The organism is Serratia plymuthica NBRC 102599 (assembly GCF_001590925.1).
In the GTDB taxonomy this organism is placed as follows: Bacteria; Pseudomonadota; Gammaproteobacteria; order Enterobacterales; family Enterobacteriaceae; genus Serratia; species Serratia plymuthica.
Map to the genome: position 1 here is coordinate 67,970 of NZ_BCTU01000012.1, position 15,256 is coordinate 83,225.

13 protein-coding genes are annotated in these 15,256 nt (G+C 57.3%); 4 read left to right on the forward strand and 9 right to left on the reverse strand.

Annotated features, from left to right (window positions below):
* Positions 1-66 precede the first annotated feature (66 nt).
* The 7 genes from SPL01S_RS08810 to SPL01S_RS08840 form a co-directional block, all read right to left on the reverse strand.
* Positions 67-1,335: an MFS transporter gene (locus tag SPL01S_RS08810; RefSeq protein WP_062869113.1), complete on the reverse strand. Its 1,269-nt coding sequence runs from the start codon at positions 1,333-1,335 to the stop codon at positions 67-69.
* Between the two features lie 164 nt (positions 1,336-1,499).
* A complete protein-coding gene (locus SPL01S_RS08815) occupies positions 1,500-2,459 on the reverse strand; it encodes a sugar kinase (protein WP_063198870.1) in 960 nt (319 codons plus the stop codon).
* A gap of 5 nt (positions 2,460-2,464) precedes the next feature.
* Positions 2,465-3,217, reverse strand: a complete 753-nt coding sequence (locus SPL01S_RS08820) for a sugar phosphate isomerase/epimerase family protein (protein ID WP_063198872.1) — start codon at positions 3,215-3,217, stop codon at positions 2,465-2,467.
* 183 nt (positions 3,218-3,400) lie between these two features.
* Complete coding sequence (locus SPL01S_RS08825; protein WP_063198874.1) at positions 3,401-4,417, reverse strand: LacI family DNA-binding transcriptional regulator; 1,017 nt, start codon at positions 4,415-4,417, stop codon at positions 3,401-3,403.
* A gap of 156 nt (positions 4,418-4,573) precedes the next feature.
* Positions 4,574-5,233: an OmpA family lipoprotein gene (locus SPL01S_RS08830; RefSeq protein ID WP_063198876.1), complete on the reverse strand. Its 660-nt coding sequence runs from the start codon at positions 5,231-5,233 to the stop codon at positions 4,574-4,576.
* A 132-nt stretch (positions 5,234-5,365) separates the two neighbouring features.
* Entirely contained in the window at positions 5,366-5,800 is a 435-nt protein-coding gene (locus SPL01S_RS08835; protein WP_062792224.1) for an N-acetyltransferase, read from the reverse strand.
* Entirely contained in the window at positions 5,797-6,363 is a 567-nt protein-coding gene (locus tag SPL01S_RS08840) for a DNA-3-methyladenine glycosylase I (RefSeq protein ID WP_062869118.1), read from the reverse strand. Before SPL01S_RS08840 ends, SPL01S_RS08835 begins: the two co-directional genes overlap by 4 nt.
* A gap of 198 nt (positions 6,364-6,561) precedes the next feature.
* Between SPL01S_RS08840 and SPL01S_RS08845 the strand changes: the two genes are divergently transcribed.
* Positions 6,562-8,550: an autotransporter outer membrane beta-barrel domain-containing protein gene (locus SPL01S_RS08845; RefSeq protein WP_063198879.1), complete on the forward strand. Its 1,989-nt coding sequence runs from the start codon at positions 6,562-6,564 to the stop codon at positions 8,548-8,550.
* Between the two features lie 779 nt (positions 8,551-9,329).
* Positions 9,330-10,073: a helix-turn-helix transcriptional regulator gene (locus tag SPL01S_RS08850; protein WP_062869120.1), complete on the forward strand. Its 744-nt coding sequence runs from the start codon at positions 9,330-9,332 to the stop codon at positions 10,071-10,073.
* Positions 10,074-10,289: 216 nt separating this feature from the next.
* Here SPL01S_RS08850 and SPL01S_RS08855 read toward each other — a convergent pair whose 3' ends face one another.
* Positions 10,290-11,630, reverse strand: coding sequence for an MFS transporter (locus SPL01S_RS08855; protein WP_063198881.1), 1,341 nt, complete (start codon positions 11,628-11,630; stop codon positions 10,290-10,292).
* Positions 11,631-11,893: 263 nt separating this feature from the next.
* Between SPL01S_RS08855 and glyQ the strand changes: the two genes are divergently transcribed.
* Together glyQ and glyS are read left to right on the forward strand one after the other, a co-directional pair.
* Positions 11,894-12,808 carry a glycine--tRNA ligase subunit alpha gene (gene glyQ / locus SPL01S_RS08860; protein ID WP_006321728.1) on the forward strand — a complete coding sequence of 305 codons (915 nt, stop codon included), beginning with the start codon at positions 11,894-11,896 and terminating at the stop codon, positions 12,806-12,808.
* 9 nt (positions 12,809-12,817) lie between these two features.
* Positions 12,818-14,887 (forward strand): glycine--tRNA ligase subunit beta, encoded by a 2,070-nt coding sequence (gene glyS, locus SPL01S_RS08865; protein ID WP_063198883.1) that lies wholly within the window; start codon positions 12,818-12,820, stop codon positions 14,885-14,887.
* A gap of 39 nt (positions 14,888-14,926) precedes the next feature.
* Here glyS and SPL01S_RS24505 read toward each other — a convergent pair whose 3' ends face one another.
* Positions 14,927-15,214, reverse strand: a complete 288-nt coding sequence (locus SPL01S_RS24505; RefSeq protein WP_232246038.1) for a Fic family protein — start codon at positions 15,212-15,214, stop codon at positions 14,927-14,929.
* Positions 15,215-15,256 lie beyond the last annotated feature (42 nt).

Genomic DNA, 15,256 nt, shown 5'->3' on the forward strand with positions numbered 1-15,256 from the left:
GCAGCGTTGTTGGCTACAACCTGAAATCCATCGGGTATGTTCAACAGAAAATAAAGTATAACGAGATCAGGCTACTTGTGGATGAACCTCGTTGCGAGCGGGTTTGACGATCAGCGTCACGACGACCGCCACGACCAGCGCTATCGCCATAAACATATAAGAAGCTGACGGGTTGCCGGTCGCGCCGTTCAGGTAGCCGACGAACCAGGAGCCGAAGAAGGAGCCCAGCGCACCCATGCTGTTGATCAGCGCCATCGCGCCACCGGCGACGTTTTTCGGCAGCATTTCCGGAATGATGGCGAAGAAGGGCCCGTACGGGGCATACATTGCCGCGCCGGCGATCACCAGCAGACCGTAGGAAACCCAGAAATGGTTGGTGCCGACGGCATAGGAACCGAAGAACGCCAGCGCGCCGATCAGCAGCAGCGGCCAGACGAACAGTTTGCGGTTCTGCATTTTGTCCGAAGCCCAAGACACCAGGATCATGGAGATAGTCGCCGCCAGGTAAGGCACCGACGACAGCCAGCCGGCTTCCACCATGCCCATTTGCATGCCGCTGCGCAGAATGGACGGCAACCACAGCACGAAGCCGTACACGCCGATGCTCCAGGCGAAATACTGTACGCACAGCAAGATCACGTTGCGTGAACGGAAGGCTTCACCGTAGTTGCGCACCGCCTTGATGCCTTTCTGCTCCTCATCAAGCTGCTTTTGCAGCGCCGATTTTTCGTCTTCGCTCAACCATTTGGCCTGCGCCGGCTTGTCTTTCGCCAGCACCCACCAGCAGAAGGCCCAGAGTACCGCCGGAATACCTTCGATGATGAACATCTCGCGCCAGCCGAAGGCGTGGATCAGGTAGCCGGAAACCACCGACATCCACAACACGGTGACCGGGTTACCGAGGATCAGGAAGGTATTGGCGCGTGAACGTTCTGATTTGGTGAACCAGTTGCTGATGTAAATCAGCATCGCCGGCATCACGGCCGCTTCCACTACGCCGAGAACAAAGCGAATGGCGGCCAGCATCGGGATATTGCTGACCACGCCGGTCAACGAGGCGCAGCCACCCCACAGGATCAGGCACCAGAAGATCAGTTTTTTTACGCTGCGGCGTTCGGCATAGATCGCGCCGGGAATTTGGAAGAAGAAATAGCCAAGGAAAAACAGCGCGCCCAGCAGCGAAGACATGCCTTTGGTAATGCCCAGATCGTCGTTGATGCCGGCGGCCGAGGCAAAGCTGAAGTTAGCGCGATCGAGGTAGGCCAGGCTGTAGGTGATAAACACGATGGGCATGATGTACCACCAGCGTTTGGCCGCGAGAGTGACTGTATTCATGTTCAGATTCCTCAGTGGTGTCGTATTCCCGTTGCCTTTCAAGCTGCAGCCAACAACGCGGCAACTTGGAAATCATTGGGTATTGCTCTCCCGGCGAGTCTGGTTGTAGGGCCAGAGGCGTGTGCCGTTCGGAGAAGGCTGTTAACTGATTTTGTTTGTTATTTTTATTCAGCCAGTGCCGCGCGGGTTGGCAACCCTTCGCTGTCGCCGATGGCCTGGATCGCCAGCGAGCCGATTTTATTGCCGCGTTGCACCGCCTGTTTCAGCGTTTTGCCCTCCAGCAGGGCGCTGATCGTCCCAACGGCAAAGCCGTCTCCTGCACCTACGGTATCCACTACGTTGCTGACTTTTATCGCCGGCACCGTGGCCCGATCGCCGGCGGCGGTTTTAAACCAGGCGCCGTCCGGGCCGGTTTTGATGATCACCGCTTGCACGCCGCGTTCCAGGTAGAAATCGGCGATGCCTTCCGGCGTGGATTGGCCGGTAAGGATTTGCCCCTCTTTGAGCCCCGGCAGTACCCAGTCGGCGGCGAACGCCAGCTTGTTCAACTGATCGATCATCACCTGTTGGCTGGACCACAGCACCGGGCGCAGGTTGGGATCGAATGAAATGGTCTTGCCCATGGCGCGCATTTCACGGGCGGCATGGTTGCACAGTTCCAGCGATTGGCCGGACAGGGCCGCAGCCACGCCGCTCAGGTGCAGATGGCGTGCGGAGCTGAAGTAATCGCGGTTAAAGTCGGCGGTCGACAAATGGCTGGCCGCTGAGCCTTTGCGGAAATATTCCACGCTGGGATCGGTACCATCCGTGGTTTTCGATTTGATCTGAAAACCGGTCGGATAGTTGCCGTCTACCGTGACTTGCTGGAAGTTAATGCCTTCTTTTTTCAGCTGTTGCAGGGCGAAACGGCCGAAAGCGTCGTTGCCGATCCGGCTGACCCAGCCCACGTTCAGGCCCAGGCGCGCAAGGCCAATCGCCACGTTCAGCTCGGCACCGGCAATGCGTTTGGTGAAGGTCTCGACTTCAGCCAGATCGCCGGTTTGCGTGGCCACGAACATCGCCATGGCCTCACCCAGCGTAACTACGTCCAATGGCGCATTACGCGCCGCGGTCAGCGTTGTCATGATGTTTACTCCGCACGCAGAAGGTTAACGTAGTGGCGGGTAACGGCTTCCAGGCTGTCACCCTGCAGAGGGAATTCGATGCCACGCGGCGCGTCCAGCGGCAGGCGGGCCAGCAGTTCGCGCCAACTGCCGTCGGTGTCGTCCAGCGCCACTGCGCGCCAGCCGCGCGGGCCGTGGATGGCGGCTTTAACGTGAACATAGCTGACGTGCTGCGCCAGGCGTTCTGCGGCGGCGAAGGCGTCTTGCCCCACCCAGTGCCAGTTGGCCATATCGAACGTCATGCTGACCGGCAGGCGGTTGTCTTCCGCCGCATGGAAAAAGGCATTCAACAGCGACAGGATGCCGCAGTCAGGGGTCTGGTCATTTTCCACCACCAGCTTGACCGGGTGCTGCTCCAGCGCCACTTTCAATTCGGTAAAATCGAAGCCCGGTTGGTAATGCCCAAGGGAGAGTTTCAACTGACGTGCATGCAGCACCTGAGCTTCCGCCAGCAGCGCCGGCAGGTTTGGGTTCAGCGTATGCTGTGGGGTAAACAGCGCTTCAGGAGCGGAATAAACGGCAAACAGCTGCTGCTGTTCAATCGCCTGAGCCAGCGCCGGCAGGCTTTCCAGCTCCTGGGCGGAAAACAGCTCGCGGCGGATTTCCACGCCATCCGCGCCCGCCCCGGCAATGATCGGCAGTAAAGCGGCTTGACCACCCTGTTGCTGAACCACATCGGTGCCGTATGCGCCGGTCACTACGATAATTTCTCTTTTCATTTTGGCTCCTGAGGTGGCGTTATTCCCACCGCTGCTGTTAAGGGTACGTTAAATGGAACCGGTTCCAGGTGAAAGCGACAGAATGTAAAAATATGATCGCAATCACGAACATGAGCAAAAAATAGTCTTTCGAGGGAAGCAGCGAGGCGCCGTAAACCGCGCCACTGCTGGGGAAAGAGGAGGTTAGCGGGTGGTGGAGCCGCGCACGATCAGCTCACCGGAGAACATCTGTTCGCCGATCGGCGCATCCAGGCCTTGAATACGTTGCACCAGTTGTTCCAGCGCCGCGTGGCCCATTTCATAGGTCGGCTGCTTCAAGGTGGTGATGCCTACCCCCGCCAGTTCGGCCCATTCCAGCTCGTCAAAGCCGAGCAGGCCGATGTCGCTGCCCCATTGAATGCCCAGCCGGCGCATGGCGCGCGCGACCTGCAATGTCAGCGCGCCGTTGGCGGAAATCACCGCCTTGCGCATACCGCGGTGGCGGGCGTTAAAGCCACTGAGCACGCTTTCCAACTGCTTCAGGTCGTTAAGCGGCGTCTCGGCCTGCTCGGCCAGCAGCCCGGCATGTTGCGCCATGGTTTGGTTAAAGGCGTGCAGTCGCTCCAGCCGGGTATTGACCGTGCCGATGGGTTCACTGAGAAACAGGATGGCTTCGAATCCCTGCTGCAACAGATGTTCGGTGGCGGTGGTCGCCGCCTCATGGTTGTTCAGGCCGACCACGTCGCAGGCAAAATCAGGGATTTTGCGGTCGATCAGGACCATCGGCAGCATGGATTGTTGCAGCGTCGACAAGGCTTCTTCACGCATGCCGACGGCATTGACCACGATGCCCTCCACCCGGTAGCTGCTGAGCAACTGCAGGTAGTGTTGCTCCTGATTGACCTCGTTATTGGTGTTACACACCAGCAGGGTAAAGCCGTGTTGACGGCAGGCGGCTTCGATGCCGCGCATGACGTCCACCGAGTAGGGGTTGGTGATATCGGCGATGATCAGGCCAATCAGGCGCGTTTGCCCGCCCTTCAGGCTGCGGGCCATCTGGCTCGGCCGGTAGTCGAGCTGGTGGATTGCCTGTTCGATGCGCTGTTTGAGATCGTCAGAAAGCAGGTGCTGCTCACCATTCAGATAGCGCGATACGCTGGTCTTGCCGGTTTTGGCGGTTTTCGCCACATCGCTGATGGTGGCGCGCCCCGAAGCGCGCATTGCCTTAACAGTGCTCACTGCCGATCTCCCCTGCGGTTAATTGCCAAGGAGACTACCACACCCGGCGTGGGGCCGGGAATGTTGAATGGCAGGTTGTGTGTGACTAAGGGATAGGCGCAAAGCGAGAAGCGGCGGGGCTTGGCGCCCCGCACGGGATTACTGCAGCGGACTGAGGGTGATCTCGACGCGGCGGTTTTGCGCCTTGCCTTCCGCCGTGCTGTTGGAGGCGATCGGATTATCCGGGCCTGCGCCTGAGGTGCGGATGCGGTTTGCCGCTACGCCCTGGGTGATCAACGCGCTGCCCACGCCGTCGGCGCGTTGCTGCGACAGGGTCATGTTCAGGGAGCGGGAACCGGAGCTGTCGGTGTAGCCGATCACGTTAACCGCCGTTTTTGGGTATTCCTTCAGCACCATGGCAACGCCGGTCAGGGTGTTGGCACCCGCCGGTTTCAGGGTGGCGCTGCTGCTGTCGAAGGTGACATTGTTCGGCATATTCAGCACGATATTGTCGCCCTGGCGGGTGACGCTGACGCCCGTGCCTTTCATTTTGTCGCGCAGCTTGGCTTCCTGCACGTCCATGTAATACCCCGCGCCGCCGCCCAGCGCCGCACCGGCTGCTGCGCCGATCAGCGCACCTTTGCCGCGGTCTTTTTTCGACGAGGAGATCATACCCACGCCGGCACCCAGCGCTGCGCCAATGCCGGCGCCAATACCGGATTTACCGGCTTCAGATTCCCCGGTGTACGGGTTGGTGGTACAGGCTGACAGCGTGAGCGCAACGCTCACCGCGCCGGCAATAATCGCAATGCGTTTCATGTTTTTTCCTTAACAAGCAGATAGAAGCTGAGCCTGTTATCAGGGAAAAATCAGAGGAATACCATGCAGCGGATTCTGAATTGACCGGATCCCGGTGCGGGATGCGTTATTTTTAAGCGAAATCGACAGGGTTCAGACGGCCGGCGGCCAGTTCATGATCAGCGTATAAGCCTGAGTTTCTTCATTGTACAGCCGTTGGGATACCTGAAAACCCTGCTTACGGTAAAACGCGCAGGCACGCAGATTTTGCTCATACACCTCAAGGCTCAACCGGGGATAGCGCTGCTGTACGTGCGTCATCAGCGCCTGGCCGACGCCGTGGCCGTGAAAGGCTTGTTCGACAAACAGCGCGCCGATAAAACGGTCATCCAGCACGCTGATAAACCCGACGATCTCCCCTGCGTGACAATACGCCCAGCTTTGCGCCCGCGGCAGATAGCTATCCCGCACCAGCACAGCGCTTTCCCGCCAGTAGCTTTCCACCACGAACGGGTGGGCGGCGATGGTGCTGGGTAGCCACAGGGCCATCAGCCGCGGAATATCGGCCGGGCGGCAGGGGCGGATCATTTCTGCTTTGGGTAGCAAATACACCCGGTCAGATGATCGTTCACCAACCCGCAGGCCTGCATAAAGGCGTAACAGATGGTGGAGCCGATAAATTTGAAGCCGCGTTTTTTCAACGCTTTGGACAAGGCATCGGACAGCTCGGTTTTCGCCGGCACCTGGCTCAGCGCTTGCCAGCCGTTGAGCTGTGGCTCGCCGCCGACAAAGCCCCAGATAAAGGCGGAAAAATCTTCGCCGGCCGCTTCCATGGCCAGGTAGGCTCTGGCGTTGGTGATGATGGCTTCGATTTTGCCGCGATGGCGGATGATGCCGCTGTCTTGCAGCAGCGTTTCCACGTCTTGCTCGGTCATGGCCGCCACCCGTTGCGGATCGAAATTGTGGAAGGCGCGACGGTAATTTTCACGCTTTTTCAGCACGGTGATCCAGGAAAGCCCGGCTTGCTGGCCTTCCAGGCACAGCATTTCAAACAGTTCACGCGCATCGGTGGTCGGTGCGCCCCATTCTTTATCGTGATAGTCGAGATATAACGGATCTGCCGTCACCCAACCGCAACGTTCGCTGGCCATACTGCCTGTCCTTAAGCTGTGTTTATTTACAGTAATCATCGCCTGAAGCGGCAAGCTTGGCAAGCCCCTGATTGTTTTATCATCAACTGGCTTGACGTGACGGAAAAGCCAGCAATATTTACTAGATGGCCGCAGGCAGAAAAAGGCCAATGATAAAAAACGGGTTTCCTTCATTTGCTGGCTCTCAGGAGTCTCTTCATGCCTCTAAAAATAACTCGCATGCCCCGCCCGGCGGTGCTTGCAGTGGCGATATTATGCAGTATGACTACCCCGGCGCTGGCCTATGACCAGGTTTACGTATTTGGCGATAGCCTGAGCGATACCGGCAACAATGGCCGCTTTACCTACGACGGCAATAAACACCTGCTGTATGACGAAGTGCTGGCGCAACGCATCGGCGCCGCGTTGGTGGCGTCGGACGACGGCGGCTACAACTATGCCGCCGGCGGCGGTGTGGCGGTGCCGGCGCTTAACCCGGCGGACAATACTCAGGATCAGGTGCAGAGCTACCTTGGCCGGGTCGATGGCCGGGCCGATGGCGAGGGTCTGTATATTCACTGGATTGGCGGCAACGATCTGGCGGCGGCGGCGTTAAACCCGACAACCGCGTCGGACGTGGCCTATAACAGTGCAGCCGCCGCCGCGGTGCAGGTTCGTTCGCTGTTGAATGCCGGCGCCGGTACGGTGATCGTACCGACGGTACCGAATATTGGTTCAACGCCGCAGCTGATGGAGCTGATTATCCAGCAGGCGCTGACGCCGGTGCAGAGCGCCGCAGTACAGGCGGCCTATGCCACCCTCAATTCACTGACTACGCCGGATAATGCTTCGCGCACCCAGGCTATCCATCAGGCGCTGACTTCCGCCGCCGCACAGGCCAGCGCAATCCCGCAGGTGCAGCAGGCGATCGCCGCACAGCTGATTGCCGCCTTTGACAGCCTGAGCGCTCAGGCCGCGCAACTGACCGATTTTTATAACCAGAGTGAGGATCGCCTGCTGGCGCAGGGCAGTGGCAATGTTGTTCGCGTCGACGTGAACAAGCTGTTCGCCGAGGCGATAGCCAATCCGGCGCAGTTTGGCTTCGCCAATACCGCCGGCATGGCTTGTCCGGCCGGGGTGTCGTCGGCGGTGTGCAGTTCCGCCACGCCGGGCTTCGACGCCAGTCAGTCCTATCTGTTCTCCGATCATTTTCACCCCAGCCCGCAGGCGCATCTGTTGATTGCCGATTATATTCAGGCGGTGCTGGATGGCCCGGCGCAGGTGGTGGCGCTGAATCAGGCGACGGCGGCGATGGCGCGTGACAGCCGCGCGACGCTCGACAGCCGTTTTCAGCAACTGCGCAATGGCGACAACCCGCAGGGATCGCTGGGCGTCTTCGGCGGCTATGCCGGGCAGCATTATGATTACTCGGCCAATAAGGCTGCGGGCGACGGCAATGCCACCACCCATAATCTGACGGTTGGGGTAGATTATCAGTTGGCCGAAGGCTGGCTGATTGGCGCACTGATATCCGGTTCCAATGACGATCAGCAGCCGTCCAGCCGCTATGAATACAAGGCGCGGGGCCTGCTGTTGTCGGCCTTTACCGCCCTTGATCTGTTTGAGCACGGTTGGGTGAATGCCGATCTGCACTACGCGACGATGGATTACGACGATATTCGCCGCAGCATGCAGCTCGGGCCGCTAACCCGCACCGAAACCGGCTCGACCTCCGGCAAGCAGTGGGGCGCACGCCTCACCGCCGGTTATGATTTCCCGATCACCTCTTATCTGACGACCGGCCCAATGGCGCAGTTTGCCTGGGATTACAGCAACGTCTCCGGTTACAGCGAGGATGGCAACAACAGTACCTCAATGCGTTTTAACGACCAGACCTATCATTCGCAGATCGGCGCGTTGGGCTGGCGGCTGGACAGCCAATTTGGCCTGTTTAATCCGTATGCCGAGGTGAGCTATCAGCATCAGTTTGGCGACGATGTTTATCGGGCCGGCGGTGGGCTGAAGTCCACGCAAACCTCGTTCACCCGCGACAGCGCTGGGCAGGATAAAAACTGGGTGGATGTGACGCTGGGGGCGAACATGCCGCTGACCGATCAGGTGGCGGCGTTCGCCGCCGTTTCGCAAACCGGCGGCCTGAGCAGCGGCGAGCAGTTTATGTATAACGTCGGCGTCAGCGCGCGGTTTTGATCGTTAAGGCTCGTGGGCCTAAGGCACAAGGCCCACACATCTTCATCAGTCATTTTCTTTCCGCTTGCTCCTTCGCCTTATGCGACAAAATCACACAATTGCCATAAATAATGACTCATCTTCTGGCTGGAATCCTTTCCTGCTACGGTTTGAAAATATTGTGTTTATTGGCATTCGAACTGCAGGAGTAAGGCGCTCGCCGTACAGGCTATTTACATGCCATAAGAAAAAGCATAGTGTATCGACTGTACTTTAGTAGGGTGCTTGATGTGAGGTGCCTTACGGCGACAACGTATGAAGTTAAAGAAAAAAGTCGCTTTAGAATTTATTGCGCAACACCAGGGAATCCTTATTAATCAATAGGATGATATTTTCATCGTTGTTATTAGTCCTCCATCCCACTCGAATGTGCCTTCTGGCGCTTCTATTTTCCTCTCTGGCGATCTGCCTGGTATCGATATAGCGTAAGGATGTTCATTTCAGGTCAAGTAACGGCATTGTTCGCTGATTTTTCAGCTCATTCATTAACCACTTCGTGCCATGCCTTTTATCCAGATATAACTTTAGACGAGCGGTCGGTTTGTTTTTACCCTATGACAATCTCTATTGTGATCGGAACTTAATATATATTTCATAATGTGCCTATCATGATTATTATTTCGATGTGAAATAATAATCATTAAATGCGTTGTTGATGAATGTCAGTTAACAAATGTATCAGTGTGGCATTGGATTAGCATGCTATATTATACTTTTGTTTTCTTTCAAGGAGGTGTTACGTGACTAGTTCATTCTTCGATAATGAATCAATCAATGAGAAAATTAAAAGGGATCTGGAAAACAGTCTTATAAGTTATAATAATATAAAGTACGTTTATGCAATAATGAATAAAAGAAATCCGGCAAATTTTTCTGTCATATCAAACAGAATGGATTGGTTTGAACTCTACACGAAAAGTAATTTTCAGTTTATCGACCCCGTCCTTATCACTGCATCCAGTCGGATTACCCCATTTCCCTGGGATGAAAACCTCATCGTCGAGTCAGGGGTGAAATTCTCAAAGTTATTTGACGCGGCTAAAGATTATAACATCGTTAATGGTTATACTTTTGTGCTGCATGATCATCATCATAATCTCGTCGTGTTGTCTTTCTTTTTGGATGCTCTGTACTCTGAAAATAGAGGGAAGTTAGAGAAAAATAAAAACAAAATTCAGATGTTATTAATAACTACGCATGAAAAATTAATCACTGAATACCAGAATATTAGCAGTGCGAGATATTTTGAAAGAATAAATGACAAAGAAATTTTCTCCGCTCGCGAAAATGAAGTGCTTTATCTGGCAAGTATGGGGAAATCCTATCCAGAAATTGCACTTATCTTGGGCGTGAAGTTAACGACAATAAAATATCATGTTGGTAACGCGGTAAAAAAACTGGGCGTCACCAATGCTAAGCATGCCATTAGACTTGGGGTCGAGTTACAGCTCATCAGGCCTGTGCTCCTTGACGCGGAAGGTTAACGCGCGAGTATCGCAATCTGATTTGAAGCCTGGGTTGGCTGATGCGAACGACCAATATTTGCCGGTTGCGGTCGTCAATTTGTACGTAAACCCATTAATTTCCGCGGTAGATACGCGATAGATAATATGAAGCGTCACTATCGGCGGGAGCTGAAATTCACTTAATGCAGAATGCGCTGACCTGAAGGCATCCTTGCCTCAGGAGTATTACCGTTGTCAGGGAGCGACTTGCTGAATACCACGGCGGTGCGCAAGCGTGCTGCCGGCCACGAGCTTCTTTTCCGGTTGCAGCAGGGTCATGCACAGCATGCTGCAGAAGGATACCGCGGCGGTGGCGAAGAACATGGCGCCATAGCCGTGGTGCTGCGCCAACCAACCGCTCAGCATCGGCGCGGTGATCGACGCAATATTGGCGATCGCCAGCGTCATGCCGCTGTAAGCGCCCACCGACGCCTTCGGCGTGACGTCGATCACCACCGACCAATACACGTTATTCACCAGCGCGTTCAGCGCATTGCCCAGCGTCATCAACAAAATGATTTCGGTCGGCGTGCTCATAAACGGGATCAGCAGGAAGCAGGTGGCGGTCAGCAGCAGCGTCACCGCCGCAAACAGGTTGCGCGCCAGCCGCAGGTTGCCAAAACGCCTCAGCAGCGCATCGGCGATGCGGCCGCCGAGCAGCACGGTAAAGCAGGCACCGCTCCAGGGGATCATCGCCACATACCACAGCGAGTGCAGATCGTAGTTGAAGGTGTCCTGCAGGTATTTTGGCCCCCAGGTGACCAGCACAAAGGTAACGTAGAGGAAAGAGAAGTAACCCAGGGCGTTAAACACCAGCGTGCGGTTAGTGAAAAATGCCCACCACGGCAGGTGCGGTTGTCGGCTGTCCGGTTCCTGATCGGCGCCGATGGTCGCCAGTTCGGCGGCGTTAACCCGAGGATGCTCCTGCGGCGTATCGGTAAAGACGCGGGCGAACAGCAAAATGGCGATCAGCGAGAACAGGCCCAGCAGGATAAACATGCTGCGCCAGTCATCGGTCAGCAGCAGCAGCCCCACCGCCAGCGGTGCGGTGAGCAGCGAGCCCACCTGGGTACTCAACAGGCCTATGCCCAATGAAAATCCCCGTTCCTTGCGCGGTGCCCAGTTGGCGATGGTTTTGTTCATCAGCGCGTAGGCCGGGCCTTCGGCAAAGCCGAACATGATCCGCAGCGCGGCGAAACCCATGATCGCCGAGCCACCGAACAGCGCCACCCCCAACTCGCCGGCCCAGGCAGTGGCGATCTCCAGCAGCGACCACAGCGCCCCGGCCATCAGCCAGACTTTTTTGGTGCCGATACGGTCGGCCAGAAAGCCGCCGCACAGCGAACCGAACAAATAACCGAAGCCGAAGTAACCCAGTACGGCACCCAGTTGCGCCTTGTTGAAGTTGAATTCATGCGAGATATCGTTGGCGGCGAAGGATAACGCGCCGCGATCGACGTAGTTGATCAGCGCTATAAAAAACACCATGGCGAAAATACGGTAGCGATAGCGGCTGTCGGTTAAGGCGTTGGTCATCAGCGAACCTCCTGAAACGTTTGATATCAGGACGCTGCAAGGTTGGTGCCAGTCTCGTTGGCCGTTGCGGGACGGGAGATGGCGGCGGTGCGGATGCGTTGAACGGGCATCCTGCATGGGCATTTGCCCTGTGATGGTGCATGAAAAGGCGACGCCTCTTCGCCGATTCGCACTTGTTGCCGGATTCTGGCTGTATATCTTACGGTCAACGGGTATACTGGCCCATTCCATATAAATCCACTTGTATCGCGTGCGAATTCAACATGCAAAAGTTTGATACCAAGACCTTTCAGGGCCTGATCCTGACACTGCAGGACTATTGGGCGCGCCAGGGCTGCACCATTGTTCAACCATTGGACATGGAAGTCGGCGCGGGAACCTCTCACCCGATGACGTGCCTGCGCGCACTCGGCCCAGAGCCGATTGCCGCCGCCTATGTGCAGCCGTCCCGTCGCCCGACCGACGGCCGTTACGGTGAAAACCCTAACCGCCTGCAACACTACTATCAATTCCAGGTGATCATTAAACCGTCGCCGGACAACATTCAGGAACTGTACCTCGGCTCGTTGAAAGAGCTGGGTCTGGATCCGACCATCCACGATATCCGCTTCGTAGAAGACAACTGGGAAAACCCGACGCTCGGCGCCTGGGGCCTGGGCTGGGAAGTCTGGCTGAACGGCATGGAAGTGACGCAGTTCACTTACTTCCAGCAGGTCGGCGGCCTGGAGTGCAAACCGGTTACCGGCGAGATCACTTACGGTCTGGAGCGCCTGGCGATGTACATCCAGGGCGTGGACAGCGTCTACGATCTGGTCTGGAGCGACGGCCCGCTGGGTGTGACCACCTATGGCGACGTGTTCCACCAGAACGAAGTGGAGCAGTCCACTTACAACTTCGAGTATGCCGACGTCGACTTCCTGTTCTCCTGCTTCGAGCAGTACGAGAAAGAAGCTCAGTCGCTGCTGGCGTTGGAAAAACCGCTGCCGTTGCCGGCTTACGAACGTATTCTGAAGGCCGGCCACACCTTCAACCTGTTGGATGCGCGCAAGGCGATCTCGGTGACCGAGCGTCAGCGCTATATTCTGCGCATCCGCACGCTGACCAAAGCCGTTGCCGAGGCCTACTACGCTTCCCGTGAAGCGCTGGGCTTCCCGATGTGCAAAAAGAACGAGAACTAAGAGGCAGCCATGACTCAACAGACTTTCCTGGTGGAAATCGGCACGGAAGAGCTGCCGCCGAAGGCTCTTCGTTCACTGGCAGAATCCTTTGCCGCGAATTTTACCGCTGAGCTCGATAGCGCCAACCTCGAGCACGGCGAAGTGAGCTGGTTCGCCGCTCCGCGCCGTCTGGCATTGAAAGTGGCCAATCTGAGCGCCGCACAGTCCGATCGCGAAGTTGAAAAACGCGGCCCGGCGATCGCCCAGGCGTTCGACGCCGAAGGCAAGCCGAGCAAAGCGGCCGAAGGCTGGGCGCGTGGCTGCGGCATCACTGTCGATCAGGCAGAGCGCCTGGTGACCGACAAAGGCGAGTGGCTGCTGTATCGCGCCCATGTCAAAGGCCAGTCCGCGCAGGCGCTGCTGGCGGGCATGGTCAGCACTGCGCTGTCCAAATTGCCGATCCCGAAATTGATGCGCTGGGGCGACTCCGAGGTGCAGTTTGTGCGCCCGGTACACACCGTGACCCTGCTGCTGGGTGCTGAACTGATCCCGGGCACCGTGCTGGGCATCGAGTCCGCCCGCACCCTTCGCGGCCACCGTTTTATGGGTGAAGCCGAGTTCACTATCGACAACGCCGACCAATACCCGCAGATCCTGCTGGAGCGCGGTAAAGTGATTGCCGATTACGAAGCTCGCAAGGCGCTGATCAAACGTGACGCCGAGCTGGCGGCGCAGCAGATTGGCGGCAAGGCCGATCTGAGCGAAAGCCTGCTGGAAGAAGTGGCCTCGCTGGTGGAATGGCCGGTGGTGCTGACCGCTAAATTCGAAGAGAAATTCCTGGCGGTGCCGGCGGAAGCGCTGGTGTACACCATGAAGGGCGACCAGAAGTATTTCCCGGTGTATGACGCCGCGGGCAAACTGCTGCCGAACTTTATCTTCGTGGCGAATATCGAATCCAAAGATCCGCAGCAAATCATCTCCGGTAACGAGAAGGTAGTGCGTCCGCGTCTGGCCGATGCCGAGTTCTTCTTCAACACCGACCGCAAAAAACGCCTGGAAGACAATCTGCCGCGTCTGGAAACCGTGCTGTTCCAACAGCAACTGGGCACCCTGCGCGACAAGACCGATCGTATCCAGGCGCTGGCGGGCTGGGTTGCCAGCCAAATTGGCGCCGACGTAAACCACGCCACCCGCGCGGGCCTGCTGTCGAAGTGCGATCTGATGACCAACATGGTCTTCGAATTCACCGACACCCAGGGCGTGATGGGCATGCACTACGCGCGCCACGATGGCGAAGCGGAAGACGTTGCCGTTGCGCTGAACGAGCAGTATCAACCGCGTTTTGCCGGCGATGCGTTGCCGGAATCGCTGGTGGCCTGTTCGCTGGCGATCGCCGACAAGATGGACACCCTGGCCGGTATTTTCGGCATCGGGCAACATCCGAAAGGCGACAAGGATCCGTTCGCTCTGCGCCGTGCTGCATTGGGCGTGCTGCGTATCATCGTTGAGAAAAACCTGCCGCTGGATCTGCAGACCCTGACCGAAGAGGCCGTGCGCCTGTACGGCAGCAAACTGAGCAATGCCAAGGTCGTCGACGAGGTTGTCGAATTCATGCTGGGCCGTTTCCGCGCCTGGTATCAGGAAGAAGGCCACGCCGTCGACACCATTCAGGCGGTGTTGGCACGTCGTCCGACCAAACCGGCGGACTTCGATGCGCGCGTCAAGGCGGTGACCTACTTCCGTACGCTGGAAGAAGCGGCGGCGCTGGCGGCGGCCAACAAGCGGGTGTCCAATATCCTGGCTAAATCCACCGATACGCTGAACGATCGCGTTCACGCATCGGTATTGAAGGAAGCGGCCGAGATCCAACTGGCGACCCACCTGGTGGTGCTGCGCGACAAGCTGGAGCCGGTGTTCGCGGCAGGCGACTATCAGGATGCGCTGGTGCAACTGGCTGCCCTGCGCGAGCCGGTGGACGCATTCTTCGACAACGTAATGGTTATGGCAGAGGATGACGCCGTGCGCGTCAATCGCCTGACGCTGCTGAGCAAGCTGCGTGAGCTGTTCCTGCAAGTGGCGGATATCTCCGTATTGCAGTAAGCGGTTCTGCCGTGAAAAAGGCGCCTGCGGGCGCCTTTTCTATTGCTGGCGGCGCAGGGCTGCGCCTTCTGCGGTGAGCCGGTATTTTTGCAGACGGCTGTTGGGTTTATCCGGTAGCGTCATTTCGATCCATCCTGCATTCAACGCCGGTTGCAGATAGCGCTCGCGGAAAGATTTCCGATCCTGCAGTTGCAACGCGCCCTGAATGGCCTCGCGCGACATCTCTCCCTTTAGCGCCGCTAACAGCTCGCCGACTTGGGGGGTGACTTGGGGGGTGACTTGGGGGGTAAGACTTTGCTCCAGCGCCCGCAAAATCATCTCCAGCATAAACTCCACAAAGGGTGCGCAGTCGGTGCATCTGACAGAGTC

Excerpts from the sequence above, each read along its gene's own strand:
- SPL01S_RS08825 (WP_063198874.1), bottom strand. The coding sequence starts at position 4,417 with ATGCGCGCTTCGGGGCGCGCCACCATCAGCGATGTGGCGAAAACCGCC.
- SPL01S_RS08810 (WP_062869113.1), bottom strand. The coding sequence starts at position 1,335 with ATGAATACAGTCACTCTCGCGGCCAAACGCTGGTGGTACATCATGCCC.
- glyQ (WP_006321728.1), top strand. The coding sequence starts at position 11,894 with ATGCAAAAGTTTGATACCAAGACCTTTCAGGGCCTGATCCTGACACTG.
- SPL01S_RS08830 (WP_063198876.1), bottom strand. The coding sequence starts at position 5,233 with ATGAAACGCATTGCGATTATTGCCGGCGCGGTGAGCGTTGCGCTCACG.
- SPL01S_RS08835 (WP_062792224.1), bottom strand. The coding sequence starts at position 5,800 with ATGATCCGCCCCTGCCGCCCGGCCGATATTCCGCGGCTGATGGCCCTG.
- SPL01S_RS08815 (WP_063198870.1), bottom strand. The coding sequence starts at position 2,459 with ATGACAACGCTGACCGCGGCGCGTAATGCGCCATTGGACGTAGTTACG.
- SPL01S_RS08845 (WP_063198879.1), top strand. The coding sequence starts at position 6,562 with ATGCCTCTAAAAATAACTCGCATGCCCCGCCCGGCGGTGCTTGCAGTG.
- SPL01S_RS08820 (WP_063198872.1), bottom strand. The coding sequence starts at position 3,217 with ATGAAAAGAGAAATTATCGTAGTGACCGGCGCATACGGCACCGATGTG.
- SPL01S_RS08855 (WP_063198881.1), bottom strand. The coding sequence starts at position 11,630 with ATGACCAACGCCTTAACCGACAGCCGCTATCGCTACCGTATTTTCGCC.
- SPL01S_RS24505 (WP_232246038.1), bottom strand. The coding sequence starts at position 15,214 with ATGCTGGAGATGATTTTGCGGGCGCTGGAGCAAAGTCTTACCCCCCAA.
- glyS (WP_063198883.1), top strand. The coding sequence starts at position 12,818 with ATGACTCAACAGACTTTCCTGGTGGAAATCGGCACGGAAGAGCTGCCG.
- SPL01S_RS08840 (WP_062869118.1), bottom strand. The coding sequence starts at position 6,363 with ATGGCCAGCGAACGTTGCGGTTGGGTGACGGCAGATCCGTTATATCTC.